Annotated in this window: 20 protein-coding genes; 12 read left to right on the forward strand and 8 right to left on the reverse strand. The window is 42.6% G+C overall.

Annotated features, from left to right (window positions below; genetic code table 11):
* Window positions 1-75: 75 nt before the first annotated feature.
* The 3 genes from AC4MCD_RS04275 to ahcY all read right to left on the reverse strand — a co-directional run bounded on the left by AC4MCD_RS04275 (window position 76) and on the right by ahcY (window position 3221).
* Window positions 76-786, reverse strand: a complete 711-nt coding sequence (locus AC4MCD_RS04275; protein WP_491876627.1) for a 16S rRNA (uracil(1498)-N(3))-methyltransferase — start codon at window positions 784-786, stop codon at window positions 76-78.
* A 31-nt stretch (window positions 787-817) separates the two neighbouring features.
* Entirely contained in the window at window positions 818-1654 is an 837-nt protein-coding gene (metF, locus tag AC4MCD_RS04280; RefSeq protein WP_284879109.1) for a methylenetetrahydrofolate reductase [NAD(P)H], read from the reverse strand.
* Between the two features lie 184 nt (window positions 1655-1838).
* Complete coding sequence (ahcY, locus tag AC4MCD_RS04285; RefSeq protein ID WP_491876628.1) at window positions 1839-3221, reverse strand: adenosylhomocysteinase; 1383 nt, start codon at window positions 3219-3221, stop codon at window positions 1839-1841.
* 226 nt (window positions 3222-3447) lie between these two features.
* On the opposite strand from ahcY, the gene AC4MCD_RS04290 reads away from it, so the two are divergent.
* The 3 genes from AC4MCD_RS04290 (at window position 3448) to AC4MCD_RS04300 (ending at window position 5518) form a co-directional block, all read left to right on the forward strand.
* Window positions 3448-3918, forward strand: coding sequence for a DUF4917 family protein (locus tag AC4MCD_RS04290; RefSeq protein ID WP_491876629.1), 471 nt, complete (start codon window positions 3448-3450; stop codon window positions 3916-3918).
* 7 nt (window positions 3919-3925) lie between these two features.
* Window positions 3926-4858, forward strand: coding sequence for an IS5-like element IS17 family transposase (locus tag AC4MCD_RS04295; RefSeq protein WP_419365521.1), 933 nt, complete (start codon window positions 3926-3928; stop codon window positions 4856-4858).
* An 81-nt stretch (window positions 4859-4939) separates the two neighbouring features.
* Window positions 4940-5518, forward strand: coding sequence for a DUF4917 family protein (locus AC4MCD_RS04300; RefSeq protein ID WP_491876630.1), 579 nt, complete (start codon window positions 4940-4942; stop codon window positions 5516-5518).
* 37 nt (window positions 5519-5555) lie between these two features.
* Here the strand turns inward: AC4MCD_RS04300 and AC4MCD_RS04305 are convergent, their stop codons facing one another.
* The 3 genes from AC4MCD_RS04305 to radA form a co-directional block, all read right to left on the reverse strand.
* The gene (locus tag AC4MCD_RS04305) at window positions 5556-6080 is read right to left on the reverse strand and encodes a tetratricopeptide repeat protein (protein ID WP_005236742.1); all 525 of its coding nucleotides are present in this window, start codon (window positions 6078-6080) and stop codon (window positions 5556-5558) included.
* Between the two features lie 249 nt (window positions 6081-6329).
* The gene (locus AC4MCD_RS04310; protein WP_419365414.1) at window positions 6330-7334 is read right to left on the reverse strand and encodes a Tim44 domain-containing protein; all 1005 of its coding nucleotides are present in this window, start codon (window positions 7332-7334) and stop codon (window positions 6330-6332) included.
* Window positions 7335-7451: 117 nt separating this feature from the next.
* Window positions 7452-8840 (reverse strand): DNA repair protein RadA, encoded by a 1389-nt coding sequence (gene radA / locus AC4MCD_RS04315; RefSeq protein ID WP_419365413.1) that lies wholly within the window; start codon window positions 8838-8840, stop codon window positions 7452-7454.
* A gap of 188 nt (window positions 8841-9028) precedes the next feature.
* Between radA and AC4MCD_RS04320 the strand changes: the two genes are divergently transcribed.
* Window positions 9029-9460: a hypothetical protein gene (locus tag AC4MCD_RS04320; protein WP_491876631.1), complete on the forward strand. Its 432-nt coding sequence runs from the start codon at window positions 9029-9031 to the stop codon at window positions 9458-9460.
* Window positions 9461-9532: 72 nt separating this feature from the next.
* On the opposite strand, the gene AC4MCD_RS04325 is transcribed toward AC4MCD_RS04320, so the two are convergent.
* On the reverse strand, window positions 9533-10879 hold the full coding sequence (locus AC4MCD_RS04325) for an alanine/glycine:cation symporter family protein (protein WP_005236738.1): 1347 nt from the start codon (window positions 10877-10879) through the stop codon (window positions 9533-9535).
* A gap of 321 nt (window positions 10880-11200) precedes the next feature.
* On the opposite strand from AC4MCD_RS04325, the gene AC4MCD_RS04330 reads away from it, so the two are divergent.
* The 7 genes from AC4MCD_RS04330 to AC4MCD_RS04360 all read left to right on the forward strand — a co-directional run bounded on the left by AC4MCD_RS04330 (window position 11201) and on the right by AC4MCD_RS04360 (window position 17312).
* The gene (locus tag AC4MCD_RS04330) at window positions 11201-12604 is read left to right on the forward strand and encodes an amino acid permease (RefSeq protein ID WP_166137739.1); all 1404 of its coding nucleotides are present in this window, start codon (window positions 11201-11203) and stop codon (window positions 12602-12604) included.
* Between the two features lie 131 nt (window positions 12605-12735).
* Window positions 12736-12969 carry an LPS translocon maturation chaperone LptM gene (gene lptM / locus AC4MCD_RS04335; protein WP_491876842.1) on the forward strand — a complete coding sequence of 78 codons (234 nt, stop codon included), beginning with the start codon at window positions 12736-12738 and terminating at the stop codon, window positions 12967-12969.
* A 24-nt stretch (window positions 12970-12993) separates the two neighbouring features.
* The gene (gene lysA, locus AC4MCD_RS04340; protein ID WP_491876632.1) at window positions 12994-14238 is read left to right on the forward strand and encodes a diaminopimelate decarboxylase; all 1245 of its coding nucleotides are present in this window, start codon (window positions 12994-12996) and stop codon (window positions 14236-14238) included.
* A gap of 12 nt (window positions 14239-14250) precedes the next feature.
* Entirely contained in the window at window positions 14251-15096 is an 846-nt protein-coding gene (dapF, locus tag AC4MCD_RS04345) for a diaminopimelate epimerase (protein WP_004784684.1), read from the forward strand.
* 96 nt (window positions 15097-15192) lie between these two features.
* Complete coding sequence (locus AC4MCD_RS04350; RefSeq protein ID WP_419374716.1) at window positions 15193-15810, forward strand: alpha/beta fold hydrolase; 618 nt, start codon at window positions 15193-15195, stop codon at window positions 15808-15810.
* Between the two features lie 29 nt (window positions 15811-15839).
* Window positions 15840-16730: a site-specific tyrosine recombinase/integron integrase gene (gene xerA / locus AC4MCD_RS04355; RefSeq protein ID WP_419365430.1), complete on the forward strand. Its 891-nt coding sequence runs from the start codon at window positions 15840-15842 to the stop codon at window positions 16728-16730.
* A gap of 207 nt (window positions 16731-16937) precedes the next feature.
* Entirely contained in the window at window positions 16938-17312 is a 375-nt protein-coding gene (locus AC4MCD_RS04360) for a hypothetical protein (protein ID WP_180012776.1), read from the forward strand.
* A gap of 48 nt (window positions 17313-17360) precedes the next feature.
* Here the strand turns inward: AC4MCD_RS04360 and AC4MCD_RS04365 are convergent, their stop codons facing one another.
* The gene (locus AC4MCD_RS04365; protein ID WP_208462066.1) at window positions 17361-17855 is read right to left on the reverse strand and encodes an Lrp/AsnC family transcriptional regulator; all 495 of its coding nucleotides are present in this window, start codon (window positions 17853-17855) and stop codon (window positions 17361-17363) included.
* 112 nt (window positions 17856-17967) lie between these two features.
* On the opposite strand from AC4MCD_RS04365, the gene AC4MCD_RS04370 reads away from it, so the two are divergent.
* Window positions 17968-18573, forward strand: coding sequence for a LysE family translocator (locus tag AC4MCD_RS04370; protein ID WP_180016992.1), 606 nt, complete (start codon window positions 17968-17970; stop codon window positions 18571-18573).
* Window positions 18574-19056: the final 483 nt, after the last annotated feature.

Consider the following 19056-nt stretch of genomic DNA (forward strand, 5'->3'; position numbering starts at 1 on the left):
TTATTGACTCAAGAGTAGAGCGCTTATAAATAAAAATCAATAAAATTAATAACTAAATTTTACAATTTTGACCGTTTAAATAGTGTAATTCAAAATTGAGAGGGCAACGACAGGAGCAGTTTCGGTACGCAGGACACGTTCACCAATACACCAGTTAACAAAGCCTTGCGCATTCGCCGCTAGGATTTCTGCTTCACTCAAGCCGCCTTCAGGGCCAATCAGCAAGGCAATATCCGGCGTGGCATTCGCCAGAACATCAATTTCTTCTTTATTTGGCGCTAGCACCAGTTTGGTAGTAGGAAGATCAGTTTCCAGCCATTTTTCAAGTGACATTGGCGCTAAAATTTTAGGAACAATATTCATTCCACACTGTTCACAGGCGGCAATGGCTACACCTTGCCAGTGATCCAGTTTCTTTTGATCACGATCGTATTTCAGGCGCATTTCACAGCGTTCAGAGGTTAGAAGTTGAATTTCAGATACACCCAGTTCAACTGCTTTCTGGATCACATAATCCATGCGGTCACCTTTACTCATGACCTGGCCAAGCAAGGCTTTAAATTTAGGTGTGCGATCAGTAGGATTGTAACTATTGACCTGTACAGCAGCCGACTTTTTGGAAACTTCGACCAGTTCAACTTCATATTCACCACCTTGTCCATTAAACAGGGTGGCTTTTTCGCCGACTTGAGCACGTAAAACTTTAACCCAATGATGAAACACTGTTTCAGTCAGTTCTACAGTGGTATCTACTGCTAAATCAGCTTCAATAAAAAAACGTGGCATTAAAGTTTTACTCTCAAATCAGGTATTTTACTTATGCAAGACCGAGGTCTTTAACAAGTTGACGGGTTGGATCAGTGGTATTCATGGTGTAGAAATGCAGGCTCGGTGCACCACCAGCAATCAGGCGTTCGCAGAATTTCACCACGACTTCATGACCAAAGGCTTTAATGCTTGCAGTGTCATCCCCATAGGTCGCCAGTTGCTTGCGAATCCAGCGTGGAATTTCAGCACCTGTACCATCTGCGAAGCGAATCAGGTTGCTGGCATTGGTAATTGGCATAATACCTGGCGCAACCGGAATATCGATTCCAGCTTTCTGAATGCGGTCTACAAAGTAGAAGTATGCATCTGGATTAAAGAAGAATTGGGTCAATGCAGCATTGGCACCTGCATTTACTTTATCCACAAAGTGCTGAATGTCTTTGTCAAAGCTATCTGCTTGTGGATGCATTTCAGGATAAGCAGCAACTTCGATATGGAAATGATCACCTGAATGTTCACGGATAAAGCGAACCAGATCCTGTGCATAAGGCAATTCACCTAGGCCCACCTGACCAGATGGCAAGTCACCACGCAGTGCGACAATACGATCAATCCCTTGTGCTTTATACAAATCAAGTAGTTCAGCGATACGCGCTTTGTCATCGCCGATACAAGACAGGTGAGGAGCAACGGGTGTGCCTTTACCGTTAAAATCATTAATCGTCGATAAAGTACGTTCACGTGTTGAACCGCCAGCCCCATAAGTCACAGAGAAGAATTCTGGATTCAACTGTTGCAGTTCTTGGTGAACCACTTTGAGTTTTTCCGCACCCGCATCAGTTTTAGTCGGGAAAAACTCAAAAGAAATTGGAATCTGTTTAGACATGTTCAAATCCTTTTTATAAATACTTGTATTTTATAGATTACCCTCATCCTAACCTTCTCCCAGAGGGAGAAGGGACTACCATTGTGATAGTTAAAGTCTTTAAGATTTACCCTATAACAATTTTCACAATGGAAATCTCCCTCTCCTTTATAGGAGAGGGCCGGGGTGAGGTGGAAATCAAAAATTAGTATTTATAAGCATCAGACTTGAATGGACCTTCAACAGGTACGCCTAGGTAGTCTGCTTGTTCTGAAGTCAATTGAGTCAGAACACCACCAAAACCGGCAACCATTGCAGCAGCAACTTCTTCGTCTAATTTCTTAGGAAGTAGTTCTACACGAATCGCTGCTTGTTTTTGATCTTCTGGAAGATCAGCAAATTTCTCAGCGAACAGGTGCATTTGACCCAATACTTGGTTGGCAAAAGAACCGTCCATAACACGTGAAGGGTGACCAGTTGCATTACCCAGGTTCACCAGACGACCTTCAGAAAGCAGGATCAGGTAATCGTTTTCATTTTCTGAACGATATACTTGGTGTACTTGAGGCTTCACTTCAACCCATTTGTAACCACGTAGGTAATTGGTATCGATTTCAGTATCGAAGTGACCAATGTTACAAACTACTGCACCAGCTTTTAGTGTATCTAGCATCGCAGCGTCACATACGTGGTAGTTACCAGTTGTAGTCACGATCAGGTCGGTATTTTGAAGAAGATCAACGTTCACATCTTCTTTTTTACCAGTTTGAATGCCGTTTTTGTACGGAGAAACCACTTCATAACCGTCCATGCATGCTTGCATTGCACAGATTGGATCGATTTCAGAAACACGTACGATCATGCCTTCTTGACGAAGAGACTGAGCAGAACCTTTACCTACGTCACCATAGCCGATTACTAATGCACGACGGCCAGAAAGCAGCATATCAGTTGCGCGTTTGATCGCATCGTTTAGTGAGTGACGGCAACCGTATTTGTTGTCGTTTTTAGACTTGGTTACTGAATCGTTGACATTGATTGCAGGAACTTTCAGAGAGCCGTCTTTCCACATTTCCAGAAGACGTGCTACACCTGTAGTGGTTTCTTCAGTAATACCGTGGATTTTTGCAATCAGTTCAGGATATTTTTCGTGAACAACAGCAGTTAAGTCACCGCCATCATCCAGAATCATGTTGGCATCCCAAGGTTTGCCATTGACATTGATTTGTTGTTCAAGACACCACATGTATTCTTCTTCTGTTTCGCCTTTCCATGCAAATACAGGAATACCACGAGCAGCGATTGCAGCAGCAGCGTGATCTTGAGTAGAGAAGATGTTACAAGAAGTCCAGCGAACTTCAGCGCCTAATTCAACCAGAGTTTCAATTAAAACTGCAGTTTGAATAGTCATGTGGATACAACCAAGGATTTTGGCACCAGCAAGCGGTTTAGCAGCTGAGTAGCGCTTACGCAGACCCATTAGGGCAGGCATTTCAGCTTCTGCAAGTTTGATTTCTTTACGACCGTAGTCAGCTAGGGAAATATCGGCAACTTTATAATCTGTAAATGAAGCATTAACCGCGTTCATCACGATCTCCTTATAAAAAACAATAATTGATCATTCAGTTCGCGGATGCCGTTGTTGGTCTGTCTAGAAAAAGATGGACCGATCGTCGAGCCTGGCGCTTTTACATTTTGTACCTGTAAAACGTCGCAGCATCCCTCGACTAGCGGGGTATTGTACTTGGAAATTAATTTGGTTCCAATCCGAAATTGTTTAATATCTGACTAATAAGAAAATTTGAGACTAAACTATGGCGGACAGCTTCGAATATCCAATTAAGGAATGGGCTGAAATTAAGGATGATTATGAGAATGGCAATTTAATTATTGGTAATGGGGCTAGTGTTGCTCTGCATCAAAAATTTCGTTTTGACTCTTTAAAAGAAGAAGCTGAAAAATTAAAACTTTTTAATGAGGATATATCTAAACTTTTTATCGAGTTTGATACATGTGATTTTGAGTTAATTTTGAGATTAGTCTGGCATGCGAAGCTAGTAAATAAGCATTTAGGAATAATAGATCCAAAAATTGATTCAGCTTACAAGAATATTAAAAATGCTTTAATCGAAGTTGTTAAAGAAGTTCATTGTGAACATGCTGAAATATTTGATCAATTACCTCAGTTATATCAATTTACAAAACGATTTAGAACAATAGTTTCTCTTAATTATGACTGGCTTTGTTGCACAAACCTATCTGTAAAGGCTTTTTCAGCGATATAATTTTCAAATGAAGAAGCCTACACATAAAATCTACCGCACAACCAATTGGCCCGCATATAACCGAGTACTCATGAGTCGCGGAAATATTGCCATTTGGTTTGATCCTGCTACGCAATGGTATGCTCCATCAAAAGGCAAACAAGGGCGAAATCAAACCTACTCCGACGCAGCTATCCAATGCTGCTTAATGATTAAATCCTTATTCCGTCTATCTTTACGTATGGTCACTGGCTTTGTGCAAAGTCTGATTGAACTTTGCGGATTAAATTGGACCGCACCAGATTACAGTACGCTTTGTAGAAGACAAAAGCATATTGATATTGCAATCAGCTACCAAAAAAGTAGCGAGGGGCTGCATCTACTTGTAGACTCTACAGGCATGAAGTTTCTAGGTGAGGGCGAATGGAAACGCAAGAAACATGGAGCTGAATATCGTCGCCAATGGCGTAAACTACATATTGGTATAGATGCCAAAACCCTACAAATACGCGCTATTCAGCTCACAACCAATAATGTCAGTGATTCACAGGTGCTTGGTGATTTACTTAATCAGATTCCACAAGATGAGCAGATTGACTCTGTTTATACCGATGGAGCTTATGACACCAAGCAATGCCGTCAGGTCATTGCAGATCGGCAAGCACATGCGGTGATTCCACCTAGAAAAAATGCGAAACCATGGAAAGATAGAAAGAGTAGCTCGCTAGAGCGAAATGAATTACTTCGAACAGTTAAACGTTTAGGCAGGACATTATGGAAAAAATGGTCAGGCTATCATCGCCGCAGTTTGGTGGAAACCAAGATGCATTGCATCAAATTATTAGGCGATAAATTAATGGCAAGAAGCTTTCCTAGTCAGGTGAATGAAATTCATGCACGTGTAGCAGTCCTCAACCGATTTACGGAATTAGGTCGACCACTTACCCAAATTACGCCTTAAATTTGGCTCAATTAGGGGCGCTTTGCATTTCAAATCTTTGTGCAACAAAGCCATTATGACTTAATCCTTTATTGGATTCTAATGTACGGAAATAAACATGAAGATGGGCATAAATTTAAAGATTGTTTTCAATCAAACGGATTATTTAGAGATAATTGGCAAGTTTTAAGAAATCCTATTCGTAGAGAAAGAGAAGTTACTTTAGCTTTTTATCAGCACGGCAACTTATCTATTTTTAGAAATGCAAAAAATATTGAAAACAAACTCCAGAGAGGAGATTTTGAAAGTTTATTGGAGGGTATTACTTCACAATGGAATGATGAAAAAATACCATTATTTGTAGCAGAAGGTACGGGTACTAAGAAATTAGAATCGATAAAAAGTAGTCCATATTTAAGTACAGTTTTTCATGAAGTTTTATCAGGTTTAATTGCTGAAAATTCTAATCTAGTTATTTATGGATGGAGTTTAGGGGAGCAAGAGTCACATTTAGTCCAACAAATTTTTAAAAATAAAATTGCGGCTAAAGTGGCTATTTCAACTTATTCTAAAGACCAGGATGAATGTCATAGAATCTATAGACTAATCAAAGGAATTTCTCCAAATATTGAAGTTGAATTCTTTGATAGCAAAAGCTCAGGTTGTTGGAATAATGTTTAACAAAATAAAAAAGCCCATCATCTGATGGGCTTATTTTTTATTCTATGTCTTGCTCAATTTCATCTGCTTTCTTAGTCCAGTAATCTGCCTGTATGTCATCAGCGACCACACCAAGACCATTGGCATAAATAAAGGCAAGATCACGCATGGCTTGAACTTCGCCCCATTCAGCTGCTTGTTTCACCAGAGCAATGGATTTTTCGACATCTTTTTCGACCACATCACCACGTCGGTAAAAGCCAGCCAGCTCCAAAGTTGCCGCAGGGTGTTTTTCGAAATTGGCTTTGCTCAACCAGTAATAGGCTAACTCAAAGTGAGCTTTAGAATCTTCTGGGTCTTCCTCAGCGATTTCTTTGGCATAAACCGTATAACCCTCACCGAGCCAGTACATGGCTTCAACCCAGCCACCATTGGCTGCTTTCAATGCCCACTCTTCGGCTAGCATGATGTCTTCGTCATGCTCGCTTTGCATATAGAGTTCGGCAAGCTCAAATTGGGCTTCGGCATTGCCTGCCAGTGCGCGGTTTGCCAGCGTGGCAGGGGGAGAAACACGCTCAGTCATGTCAGTATCTCAAATATCTTTGTATCTAGATTAAAAGGTTCAAAATAAAAAAGCTAATCTGAAAATTGGCTTTTGTACAAAAGTCGACTGATAGCGCTTAAAACATGCAAACTAAGCTATTTGTTTAAGGGAATAACAATAAAATGAATAGAAAGAGAACAAGAATAAATTTAAATAGTTTTCAATGATTCAGAAAGCAAAACAGCGGCCCGAAAGCCGCTGTTGATATACGATTAATGAGATAAAAACTTAGTCTTGCTGGATTCCTGCAACCACCCAATCTTGTTGAGAACCGGCAGGTTTGACAAAGTGCCAGATTTCAGCAAATGGTTGAGGTTGGCTATTCAGGTCTTCACTTACAGTACCAGTGAAGCGTACGCTTATTACGTATTGACCATTCTCATTCGATGAATCTACCACCATTGCATTCAGGTTAGAGAACTCAGCTACGTCCTGATCCTGATTCGCCATAATGTCGTTATACATCGACTGGTAAAGATCAGGGGTCAGGTAACGTTTAATTTCTGAAATGTTGCTCGCCGTATTCATTGACTGAATGTGGTTGAAGCGCTGACGTGCCACACGTAAGAAAGTCGCAGGCTCTGTACCATCCGGAAGCTGGTTGCCGCTATTGGTATAGGCTGCACCAAATGGGGCGTTATTTACCGGAGCTGAACCAAACGGAGCATTCGTGCTTGGCGTGCTACCACCCACGTTCTGACCAAAAATATTGGTGTTGTCACCACCGCGAGGAGGTGTCTGACCAAATGGTGCTGAATGACCAGCACCACTATTTGGAGCATATGGATTAGAAGCTACTTTTTTTTTTGCGCCCATCTTACGGAAAATGAAGAAGGCAACAGCGGCAGCAAGCAAGATCCAGATCCAGCCAGGAATACCACCTTTTTCCTCTTGTTGCTGTTGAGCTGCTTGAGCTTCAGAAGCCGCTTGTACTTCTTTGTCATCAGCCAGCGCATTGGCAGCAACGGCACCCACTGCAGCACCTGCTACACCGGCAGCAACCATACTACCTACGCCTGGGCCAGATCTTTGCTGAGTTGCAGCACCAGCGGCTGGAGCCTGTTGTGCTGGCGCAGCTTGACGAGGTTGTTGATAAGATTGAGTAGGCGCAGCAGAACGTTGCATACCATGGCTTTTACCGCCACCGGCACGTTTTGCTTCAGCAGTTAAAGGAGCAACCAGTAATGCTGCTGTTAAAAGACCTGCAATCAAACCACGCTGTCGAACTTCCATTCAATTTTCCTATGTGAAAAAAACTTATTTGAATACTCTATTTATATAGGCTTTATAGGGGATTTCAATCAAAAATGTGTATTTTTTTAGGCTTTTCGCAAGATTTATCGATTAAAACTAACTGAGTTCATCACTTAGGCTCATGGCTTCACTCAGGGCTTCATGCAATCGGGCTACAGCAATGACCTGCACACCGGCAATCGGTTTTTGCGGTGCATTGGCACGCGGCAAAATAATATATTTAAAACCGTGTTTGACTGCCTCTTTCAGACGTTCCTGACCATTCGGCACCGGACGAATTTCACCAGAAAGACCAACTTCCCCAAAAACAGCCAGTTGCTGAGGCAAGGCTTTGGTCCGGATACTGGATGCACACGCTAAAAGTACAGCCAGGTCAGAACCAGTTTCGGTAATCTTTAAACCACCGACGATATTGACATAGACATCCTGACCGGATGTTTGTACGCCACCATGACGGTGCATCACAGCAAGCAGCATATTCAGACGGTTTTGCTCTAAACCCAACGCTACACGGCGTGGCTGGCCATGAGCATCATCGACCAAAGCCTGAACTTCAACCAGAAGTGGGCGAGTCCCTTCGCGGCTAATCATGACGATTGAGCCTGGAATCGCTTCATCATAACGACTGAGGAAAATGGCAGATGGATTGGCCACTTCACGCAGACCTTTATCGGTCATGCCAAAGACGCCAAGTTCATTGACTGCACCGAAACGGTTTTTGACTGCGCGGATCATACGGTAACGAGAATCCGACTGGCCTTCAAAATACAGAACACAGTCCACCATATGTTCCAGTACACGCGGACCTGCTAAGGCACCTTCTTTAGTCACATGACCGACAATAAACAGGGCAGTGCCGCTATTTTTGGCGAAACGGGTCAATAGGGCGGCAGACTCACGGATCTGTGATACACCACCTGGCGCAGACTGCAAGGTTTCGGTATATAAAGTCTGAATCGAATCCAGAATCGCAACAGCAGGACGTTCCTGAGCCAGCACCTCGCAAATGCGTTCCACACAGGTTTCTGCCATGACTTTCAACTGGTCTGTGGGTAAGTCCAGACGCTGGGCACGCAATGCCACCTGAGATAAAGACTCTTCACCTGTCACATATAGGGCAGAGCTATTGCCTGCTGCCATATGGGTTGCGGTTTGCAGCAGAATAGTTGATTTACCAATCCCCGGATCACCACCAATCAGAACCACAGAACCTGTAACGAGACCACCACCGAGTACCCGGTCAAATTCGCCAATCCCTGTTTGCAGCCGGGTTTCATGTGAAACGGAGACTTTATTTAAAGTGGTAATCGCAGCTGCCTGACCGGCATAGCCGCCAATTTTTGGCTGAGCACGATGTGTCGTTGCAGGCGCAATACTGACTTCTACCAGGCTGTTCCATTCCCCACATTCAGAACACTGACCCGCCCATTTGGGATGGTCGGCTCCACATTGCTCACAACGATACACACTTTTTGCTTTAGCCATAATTTCCGAAAATAAATATTGGGAATGGGGGCTACAGCATAGCGGTGAATGAGACTGAAAACCAAGACCTTTCGCTGAAAAAGTCAGTGATTTACGTCAGCATATGACGCTTATGAATTCACCTTTCTACATGAAAGTGAAATACCTTCTATAATGAGAAAATTCATCACGGGTATAGGAAACCTGACATGCCACAACTTTTAAAACATATCGATGCGATCGCACGTGAAAAAGACCGTGATGTATTATTTGTACATTTTGAAAATTATGAACATGAAAATGCCGATGCTGAGTCCTATCATTTACGTCAGAACCTGATGGAATGGCTGGAGCAACGCCAAATTAACTTTGCACCCTGTATGGGGATAGAACAGCCTGGCGTAATTGAAAGTTATTCGGGTGATCTTTATATCGATGTACCATTTGATGAAGCCAATCCAATTTACCAAATGGTCAGTGAACATCTGGAAAATGCCGAAGGGGAAATGAAAATTCCGGGTGTACTATTCTTTGTATTATCTCTAGAAACTGCTCTTGAGATTGAAGCAGACCGTGAAGAGTTCTTAAATCTAAATCAAGCTCATGATGATGACGATGAATTTTCTGGCCGTGTAAACTGATATTTTTAGAAAACTTAAATAATAAAAAAGCCACTAAGAAAGTGGCTTTTTTATTAAGGGTTTTAAATTTTATTAATACAGTTCACCTGATTTACGGCGAGCAATAAAATCTTTGGATTCTTTCACGATCACCCCAGACAGCAGTAGCAGGCCGATCAAGTTTGGAATCGCCATCAAACCGTTGAATGTGTCTGCGAACAGCCAGACCAGATCCAGTGTTGCTACACAGCCAATAAATACTGAAGCGATATAAATGATGCGATAAGGGAATACAAATTTTTCACCGAGCAGATAGGTGGCACATTTTTCGCCGTAGTAGCTCCAGCCCAAAATGGTAGAATAGGCGAAGAAGATAATACCGAAGGTCACGATCCAGCCACCGACACCTGGCAGCAGTTTGTTAAATGTAGAAACGGTCAGAACAGCACCGGTTTGTCCACCAAAATCACTGCCGGCCATGATGAAGCCCATTACCAGGACAATACCCGTAATCGAACAGACAATAATTGTGTCAATAAAAGTTCCGGTCATGGACACCAGACCTTGACGTGCAGGATGATCGGTTTTTGCAGCAGCAGCGGCAATCGGTGCCGAACCCATACCAGCTTCATTCGAGAAGACACCACGCGCGACACCATAACGAATCGCCGCACCAATCGCACCACCTACAGCAGCTTCACCAGTAAAGGCATAGGTGAAAATCATTTTCAGTGCAGGGCCCACTAAATCGAGATGGGTGAAAATAATGATCAAACCACCCGCTACATAACCAATCGCCATAATTGGAACGATGAAAGAGGCAGCTCTAGAAATCCACTTAATCCCGCCCAGAATCACTAGTGCCGAAAATGCAGTAATCACGATACCTGTAACCCAGGTTTCCAGACCGAAACCATTTTCTACCGCGAGTGCAACAGTGTTGGACTGAACTGAACTACCAATTCCGAAAGATGCGACAGCGCCAAAGAATGCAAAGATCAGCGCCAGCCATTTCCATTTCAGGCCACGCTCGATGTAATACATTGGACCGCCAGACATTTCACCGCGTTCATTTTTAACTCGGTATTTGACGGCCAGTACACCTTCGCCATATTTGGTTGCCATTCCGAACAGGGCAGTCATCCACATCCAGAATACGGCCCCTGGGCCACCCAGTACACAGGCAGTTGCGACACCGGCAATATTACCGGTACCGATGGTAGCTGACAGTGCGGTCATGAGTGAGCCAAACTGGGAAATATCACCTTCATGCGAAGGGTGTTTGCCAAAAACCTGTTTAAAGGCCAGTGGCAACATGCGGAACTGCCAGAACAGCAGGCGGAAAGTCAGGAATATACCGGTACCGACAATGAGAACCAGCATATATGGGCCCCAGACCCAGCCACTGACGGTTTCCATGATGCTTTGTAAATTTTGCATAAATTTCTTCTTATTTATCCGTGTCAGCTTTATTTGAGATGTTGATTGAAAAGCAATTGCTATGCCATGCGCGCTCATCCTAAATGCGAATATTGGCGGATTTGTATTCTATTTTTTACATAGTTTCAGCGCTTTGACAAGAAAAATCCTGTATTCATTACGCCTTAAAACCAAGACTAAAGATAAATGAATATTGATATAAGAAAAATAAATTAATTTGCAAGATTAGTTGGAAAATACAAATGATGCGAATTTTCTTTTTGTATTCCGGGTTTTTTACGTTAATTTGTCGCGATTAAAACTCAAAGTTGAAATGAAATAATGTCAGAAAAATATAGTCACTCATCATCGGAAGATGGTGAGCTACAGCGTAGTTTATCCAACCGGCACCTGCAGTTAATTGCCATTGGGGGTGCGATTGGCACCGGCCTTTTTATGGGTTCAGGGAAAACCATTAGCTTGGCAGGACCATCCATTCTGGTGATTTATATGATCATCGGTTTTATGGTGTTTCTAGTCATGCGCGCGTTGGGTGAATTACTGTTATCCAATCTGCAATATAAATCTTTTATCGATTTTGCCACCGATCTGATCGGGCCGTGGGCAGGTTATTTTGTCGGCTGGACGTATTGGTTATGCTGGATCACGATTGGTATCGCGGATCTGTCAGCCATTATCTATTACTTGCAATTCTTTAATAACGGCCTGCCATTTACTCCGGGCGAAGGCGTGCTGATCAGTATTGCCTCTATTGTATTCATCATGGGCTTGAACCTGGCAACCGTGAAACTGTTTGGTGAAATGGAATTCTGGTTTGCTTTGATCAAGATTATCGCCATTATCGTTTTGATTGGTGTGGGTCTGTGGATGATCTTTACTGGCTTTACTAATGATGCAGGTACGGTCGCTTCATTTGCTCATATCTGGGATCATGGTGGTTTATTCCCGACAGGGACTATGGGCTTCCTAGCTGGTTTCCAGATTGCGATTTTTGCCTTTGTAGGTGTAGAGCTGGTTGGTACTACGGCTGCTGAAACCAAAGATCCAGAGCGTAACCTGCCTAAAGCGGTGAACTCGATTCCGATCCGTATTATTATTTTCTATGTGCTGGCTCTGATCATTGTGATGTCAGTAACACCATGGGATCAGATCAATCCAAATGTTTCTCCGTTTGTGAATCTGTTCAGTCAAGCTGGTATTGCCGCGGCTGCGATCATCATGAACCTGGTAGTGTTGTCATCAGTAATGTCATCAATGAACAGTGGGGTGTTCTCAACCAGCCGTATGCTGTTCGGTTTATCTCGTGAAGAACAGGCACCTAAAGCCTTTGGTCGTTTGAATTCGCGCGCCGTTCCAGCCAATGCTTTGTATTTCTCTGCGATCTGTTTATTGTTGGGTGCAGCATTACAGTACTTCGTGCCGAATACGGTTGAAGCATTTACCTTAGCAACGACTCTATCGACTATTCTGTTTATCTGTGTATGGCTGATTATTATCTGGAGCTACATGATCTATTACCGTACTCGTCCGGAATTGCATGCTAAATCCATATTTAAGCTGCCTGGTGGATTGGTGACTTGCTGGATCGTGATTATTTTCTTTGTCGGTATGATTGGTGTGTTATCGCTGGAAGACGATACCCGCCGTGCCTTGATGGTCAGCCCGGTCTGGTTCATTTTGCTGATTATTGGATATTTAGGCTTCTATAAACAGAAACATAAATAATCCATATCAATAAAAACGTCAGCGATCTGCTGGCGTTTTTTTATGTCTGAATATACTCTCTAGCGTTTAGCGCTTTGGTCATACGGATGATCGCGTTATACTTCATCGAAAATACTCATATAGGTGGTCAGATGCGTCAGGTCATTTGCTGCATCAGTTTAATTACAGCCGGTTTTGCCTTGGTCGGTTGTGGGCAGTCGGGAGCTTTACATCTTCCGAATGATCCAAACTACGATAAACGTGCCAAGTATTTACTCTATAAAAATACTGAATCTGCACCGCAAGTATCAGATGAACAACAGGATGCGCCGGTCAAGCAGCAGTTTGAAGCACCTGCTGAATCCGATTCAACACCATCTCCTTAAGACTTTCAGAGAAAGGATACATTCATGAGTTTCACCCGCATTAATGGGGTATTGCATGCTGAGCAATGTTCACTGCAACAGCTCGCAGAGCAGTTTGGCACACCACTTTATGTTTATTCAAAAGCAACTTTTGAAAAGCATTATCTGGACATGGACCGTGCTTTTAGCTTTATCGATCATCAAATCTGTTTTGCGGTAAAGTCAAACTCTAATCTTGCGGTATTGAATGTATTGGCCAAGCAGGGTGCTGGTTTTGATATTGTGACTGGTGGTGAACTGGCTCGTGTCTTGAAAGCCGGCGGTGAACCTTCGAAAATCGTATTCTCGGGCCTGGGTAAATCAGAAGCAGATATTAAAAAGGCATTAGAAGTAGGCATCGCCTGTTTTAATGTCGAGTCATATGCCGAACTGGATCGTATTCAGAAAGTAGCGGCTGAACTTAATGTTAAAGCGCCTATTTCACTACGTGTTAATCCGGATGTTGATGCCAAAACCCATCCATATATTTCCACTGGTTTAAAAGAAAACAAATTCGGTATTCCATCCGACAGCGTATTTGAAACTTATCAATATGCAGCGTCATTGCCAAATCTTGAAGTGGTCGGGATTGACTGTCATATCGGTTCGCAGTTGACTGAAACCCAGCCTTTTGTTGATGCGCTGGATCGTGTCATTGTCATGATCGATAAGCTTAAAGACATGGGCATCAACTTGAAACACATCGATATTGGTGGTGGTCTGGGTGTGACATATAAAGATGAAACACCGCCATCGGTTGAAGAATATGCCAATGCCATGCGTCCTGCTTTAGAAAAACTGGGTCTGAAAGTTTATATGGAGCCGGGTCGTAGTATCTCTGCCAATGCAGGCGTGTTATTAACCAAAGTGGATTTACTGAAACCAACCAATCACCGTAACTTTGCCATCATTGATGCCGCGATGAATGACCTGATTCGTCCTGCTTTATATGAAGCATGGATGGATATTCAATCCGTGACACCGCGTACAGATGTGGAAACAAAAGAATGGGATGTGGTGGGCGCGATCTGTGAAACTGGGGATTTTCTGGGTAAGGAACGTGAGCTTGCCATTAAAGAAAATGATGTACTGGCGGTACTTGGTGCTGGTGCATACGGTTTCGTAATGAGTTCGAACTACAATAGCCGTGGTCGTGCTGCTGAAGTAATGGTGGATGGTGATCAGGCGCATCTGATTCGTGAACGCGAAACGATTAAATCACTTTGGGAACGTGAGCGTTTATTGCCTTAAGGAGAATAAATAATGTTGCTTGAATTTACCAAGATGCATGGCCTGGGCAATGATTTTATGGTGGTAGACCTGATTAGCCAGCGTGCTTATCTGGATACTCTCACTATTCAGCGCTTGGCAAATCGTAACTTTGGTGTGGGTTTTGACCAGCTCTTGATTGTTGAACCGCCTGATATTCCAAGTGCAGATTTTAAATACCGTATCTTTAATGCGGATGGTTCTGAAGTTGAGCAGTGCGGAAATGGTGTGCGCTGTTTTGCCCGTTTTGTGCATGAGCGTCAATTGACCACAAAAACCAAAATCAAGGTACAGACCAAAGCTGGAATTGTAGAGCCTGAACTTGGTGCCAACGGCTGGGTGCGAGTGAATATGGGTTATCCAAAATTCCTGCCTCAGGAAATTCCATTTGTGGCGGAAGAACCGGAAAATCTGTATGACATCGATCTGGCGGGTGGAGAGAAACTGACGATTGATGTGGTGAATATGGGAAATCCACATGCAGTGACGATTGTTCCGGATGTGCTAACTGCCGATGTGGCTAAAATTGGTCCACAGGTAGAATCCCATGTGCGTTTCCCGGCACGTGTTAATGCTGGCTTTATGCAGATCATTGATGAAAAGCATGCACGTTTACGTGTTTATGAGCGTGGTGTAGGCGAAACACTGGCTTGTGGCACCGGTGCCTGTGCGGCAGCAGTGTCTGGTATGCGCCGTGGTTTGTTATCTAGCAAGGTCGAAATTGAACTTGCGGGTGGCAAATTGCAGATTGAATGGAAAGAAGGTGATGTGGTCTGGATGACGGGTCCAACCGCCAATGTTTATGAAGGCCGTCTGGACTTGCGCTACTTCCAAGGTTAATCCCAACATTTATTTCTCTAAAAAGCACCGCACATAGTACGGTGCTTTTTTTATGATAGGATGAATTCCATATTTAATTGATATCACAACACTGCTATGAATCAGCTTGTGTTTTTACCGGGTGCATCAGGCAGCCAAGCTTTCTGGCAGCCCTTGTTGGCTCATTTAAAAACAGGTCAATCTACAAAAATATTGGCATATCCGGGCTTCGATGGGGTAGAACCAAATTCAACTATTCAAAATCTTCATGATCTGCAGGAACTCATCACAGAGCAGATTGAGGATGATTCGATTCTGGTTGCCCAGTCCATGGGGGGAGTTCTTGCAGTTGGGCTTGCCCTCGAACATCCAGAGAAAGTCAAAGGACTGGTTTTATTGGCAACTTCTGGTGGTGTGGATCTATCACAGTTCAGTTGTGCTGACTGGCGGATAGATTATCGCGAGCAGTTTAAAGATGTCCCTGATTGGTTTTTACAAGATCAAACCGTATTTGGCCTGAAACAGTTAAGCAGTCTTGAGATTCCTATTCTATTGATCTGGGGTGACCAAGACTCTTTAAGTACCGTTCAGGTGGGGAAATGCTTAAAGCAAAATTTTAAACATGCAAATTTGCATATAATTCAAGGTGGGGATCATTTCTTTGCGGCGACTCATCCAGTACAGACCGCAGAACTGATTGAAGCCTGGCTGGAGTCAATTGAATGGAGCAAGTAATAAACCTTTCTGCAAAAGACTTGCTCGAAATCTGGCTCAAAGAACGTGAGATCCAGAACCAGTCTAAACATACCTTACAGGCCTATGAACGTGATGTGGCTGATTTTCTGGAATTCTGCGCAGTACAACAACTTGCACTCAATGATGTGGAAGCCACAGATTTACGTCAATTTCTGGCTGAAAAAGTCGAGCAGCACGGATTAAGTTCGAGTAGCTTGCAACGGATGCTCTCTTCGATTCGCCAGTTCATGAAATGGGCAGAGCAGGCGCAGTATCTGGCATTTAATCCGGCTGATGATTTTCAGTTGAAACGTCAATCACGTCCTTTGCCGGGTATGGTCGATATCGAAACTGTGAACCAGATTCTGGACCAGCCGGCTCCAGAAACCGAAGCGCAGCAACAAATGTGGTTGAGAGACAAGGCAATTCTGGAATTACTCTATTCCAGTGGTTTGCGACTGGCAGAAATTCAGAGCTTAAGAATCAAGGATGTTGATTTTAATCGTCAGCTCCTGCGGATTACCGGTAAAGGCAATAAAACCCGGGTGGTGCCTTTTGGTTCAAAAGCAAAAGACAGTCTGATGGAATGGCTAAAAATTTATCCGCGCTGGAATGGTGATTTTGTACCTGACGCGAATGTATTTATCACCCAAAAAGGCAATCCGCTCGGTGCACGGCAAATTGAAAACCGGGTCAAGTTTCAGGCGCAGCGTGCAGGGGTTAATGTTGACCTGCATCCGCATTTATTGCGGCATTGTTTTGCCAGTCATATGCTGTCGAATAGCGGTGACCTTCGAGCCGTTCAGGAAATGTTGGGGCATAGTAATTTGAGTACTACACAAATTTATACTCATATTGATTTTGATCGTTTGGCACAGATTTATGATCAGGCGCATCCACGGGCACAGCATAAAGAATAGGTAAAATATAAAATTTTCATCCGCTTGTCGGATGATGAGGATTCATGGCACAAAACTTTCATGTATCATGCTCAAAATATGACCTGAACAGACTGTTGGAAAGATATTTCACTATTGTCTTATTTTTCAAATGGCTGTTTTCGGATATAAGTATAAATAGTAATCAATTTTTAAAAGAAAATCAGCGATCTCGATACTGGAATTTTTATGGACACAGCAATTATCCCGGATATACAACAAAAGTATGCGCAGTTAAGCCCAGCTCAAAAAGACATGTTCGCGGGTTATGGTTTACGCCAGATCAAACATTTTGTTGAGATTAGCTTGCCCACTATTGAAGCTGTTCTCCCTGAAGGGGCAATCGTGCAGGGGATTAATGCAGAAGGTAAAATGCAGGCTTATAATCCTGAAACAGGCCAGTATTATCTATGGATTTCTGATCTGCAATGGCAGACCACACAGCGAGCCAGTAAAGCTGTTGACCTGAAAGAAGATGCGCTCGAAATCTGGAATATTTTCGATCTCAAATCTTATGAACTGATTGAACTGAGTCATGTGCATCGTGACTTTTTACAAGTTTAATGAACATGGAGGATGACTACGGTCATCCTTTTTTATTGCTAAAATATTTTATAAGTCATCCAGGGGTAGCTGAAAACTTTGCTTGATGATCTGGCTGGGTAAATCAGTTTTGACACTGGTAATGCCATTTTTCTTGGTTAGATGGGTAGACTGAAATTTACGGTAACTTTCCAGGTCAGGCACCACAACTTTTAACATCGCATCACATTCACCCAGAATGATATAGCACTCCATCACCTGAGGCAGTTCTTTCATCGCCTCGATAAAAGTATCAATGGTTTCTGCATCCTGACCCACCAGCCAGATCCGTGAAAAGAGAATCAACTGAAAACCAATTTTCTGTGAATCAACGATGGTGGTGTAATTCTGGATCACGCCCGCATCTTCAAGCAATTTCACCCGACGCAGACAGGAAGAAGGGGATAGTCCAATTTCACGTGCCAGATCGTTATTCTGAATACGGCCATTGGCTTGCAAATGATAAATGATATTTTTATCAATTCGATCAAGTTTTACTCGCACAGACTTGGAAGATATTTTCATAAATTAGAATATAATTCGAAAAATAATACTTATTATAAAATAAATTGAAAGCCTATTTTGTAAAAATTCGCAGATACTAATTCCACTTTCCGAAGATTTAAAGGAAAAGGAAATGTCTGTATTTGCACTTTTTGCACTAACCGTGCTTCCCCTGATTTTTACACCTGGACCAGATATGCTGTTTATCCTGTCTCAAGTGATGGGTAAAGATGCAAAAGCAGGCATGATGGCAACCATCGGGATCTGTTCAGGTTATCTGGTACATTCCATTTTGGTAGCAATAGGAATCGCAGCGATTATCGTGTCTTTTCCGGTATTGTTTGAAGCAATTCGCTGGCTGGGTATTGCTTATTTGCTCTATCTGGCTTGTAGCCTGTTGAAATCAGTATTTAGTAAAAACTCAATGAAAATTGAGAAAAAGACCACTGCTAATCCGGTGAAAAAGGGCTTCTTTACGGCCTTACTTAATCCCAAAGGCATGCTGATCTATTTTGCAATCTTGCCGCAGTTTATCGATAAAAGTGGAAATACGGTGAGCCAAGGCCTGATTCTGTCTTTTATTTTTATCGGCATGATTTTCATAGTCTACTGCGCTCTCAGCATCTTGTTCAGCAGAATCACCCGCAACACACAAATTGATGAGCGTAAACAAAAATGGGTGGATGGCACCTCAGGTGGTTTACTTGCCCTTGCCGCAAGCTGGTTAATTATTAATTAAGCAATGGCGTATTTTAAAAAAGCATACTGTTCCCGGTATGCTTTTTTTATATTTATAGATTGATGACAACCCGATTTTTAGACCTGCCCAACAAAATAAAGCGGAGTAAATTGAGCAGATATGCAGAATAAATCCTGATTAATTTTGCTTTATGTCCAAACTGACCAAAGCGGTCATTTTTAAATATAAGTCATTTTCCACAAATCCAAGGACGGATTTGTGCATTTAATAAGCAAAAATCAAAAGTTCTGATGTGTTTCATCAAATAAAAACATAATAAAAATCAAAGGTTAAATTTTATTAAATATTGATAAAATTCATTGTAATAAATCGATACGGATTAATTGTGAACGCATCGTTCAAGGAAAATTACGCATTTTTACAGCTCTTTGCTGAATTGTGACTTGACCGAAATGCCGTGCACATTGCAAGATAGGGCACCTAAAAAAATTTAAGTGAAGAGTTATTATAACTTTTCTCAAC

Source organism: Acinetobacter sp. CAU_H_78 (assembly GCF_058599365.1).

Bases quoted from the DNA above. Each gene is read 5' to 3' on its own strand.
- AC4MCD_RS04275 (WP_491876627.1), bottom strand. From the start codon at position 786: ATGCCACGTTTTTTTATTGAAGCTGATTTAGCAGTAGATACCACTGTA.
- AC4MCD_RS04305 (WP_005236742.1), bottom strand. From the start codon at position 6,080: ATGACTGAGCGTGTTTCTCCCCCTGCCACGCTGGCAAACCGCGCACTG.
- AC4MCD_RS04370 (WP_180016992.1), top strand. From the start codon at position 17,968: ATGTCTGTATTTGCACTTTTTGCACTAACCGTGCTTCCCCTGATTTTT.
- AC4MCD_RS04295 (WP_419365521.1), top strand. From the start codon at position 3,926: ATGAAGAAGCCTACACATAAAATCTACCGCACAACCAATTGGCCCGCA.
- radA (WP_419365413.1), bottom strand. From the start codon at position 8,840: ATGGCTAAAGCAAAAAGTGTGTATCGTTGTGAGCAATGTGGAGCCGAC.
- ahcY (WP_491876628.1), bottom strand. From the start codon at position 3,221: ATGAACGCGGTTAATGCTTCATTTACAGATTATAAAGTTGCCGATATT.
- AC4MCD_RS04330 (WP_166137739.1), top strand. From the start codon at position 11,201: ATGTCAGAAAAATATAGTCACTCATCATCGGAAGATGGTGAGCTACAG.
- lysA (WP_491876632.1), top strand. From the start codon at position 12,994: ATGAGTTTCACCCGCATTAATGGGGTATTGCATGCTGAGCAATGTTCA.
- AC4MCD_RS04300 (WP_491876630.1), top strand. From the start codon at position 4,940: ATGTACGGAAATAAACATGAAGATGGGCATAAATTTAAAGATTGTTTT.
- dapF (WP_004784684.1), top strand. From the start codon at position 14,251: ATGTTGCTTGAATTTACCAAGATGCATGGCCTGGGCAATGATTTTATG.
- AC4MCD_RS04320 (WP_491876631.1), top strand. From the start codon at position 9,029: ATGCCACAACTTTTAAAACATATCGATGCGATCGCACGTGAAAAAGAC.
- AC4MCD_RS04325 (WP_005236738.1), bottom strand. From the start codon at position 10,879: ATGCAAAATTTACAAAGCATCATGGAAACCGTCAGTGGCTGGGTCTGG.
- AC4MCD_RS04365 (WP_208462066.1), bottom strand. From the start codon at position 17,855: ATGAAAATATCTTCCAAGTCTGTGCGAGTAAAACTTGATCGAATTGAT.
- AC4MCD_RS04360 (WP_180012776.1), top strand. From the start codon at position 16,938: ATGGACACAGCAATTATCCCGGATATACAACAAAAGTATGCGCAGTTA.
- AC4MCD_RS04310 (WP_419365414.1), bottom strand. From the start codon at position 7,334: ATGGAAGTTCGACAGCGTGGTTTGATTGCAGGTCTTTTAACAGCAGCA.
- lptM (WP_491876842.1), top strand. From the start codon at position 12,736: ATGCGTCAGGTCATTTGCTGCATCAGTTTAATTACAGCCGGTTTTGCC.
- metF (WP_284879109.1), bottom strand. From the start codon at position 1,654: ATGTCTAAACAGATTCCAATTTCTTTTGAGTTTTTCCCGACTAAAACT.
- AC4MCD_RS04290 (WP_491876629.1), top strand. From the start codon at position 3,448: ATGGCGGACAGCTTCGAATATCCAATTAAGGAATGGGCTGAAATTAAG.
- AC4MCD_RS04350 (WP_419374716.1), top strand. From the start codon at position 15,193: ATGAATCAGCTTGTGTTTTTACCGGGTGCATCAGGCAGCCAAGCTTTC.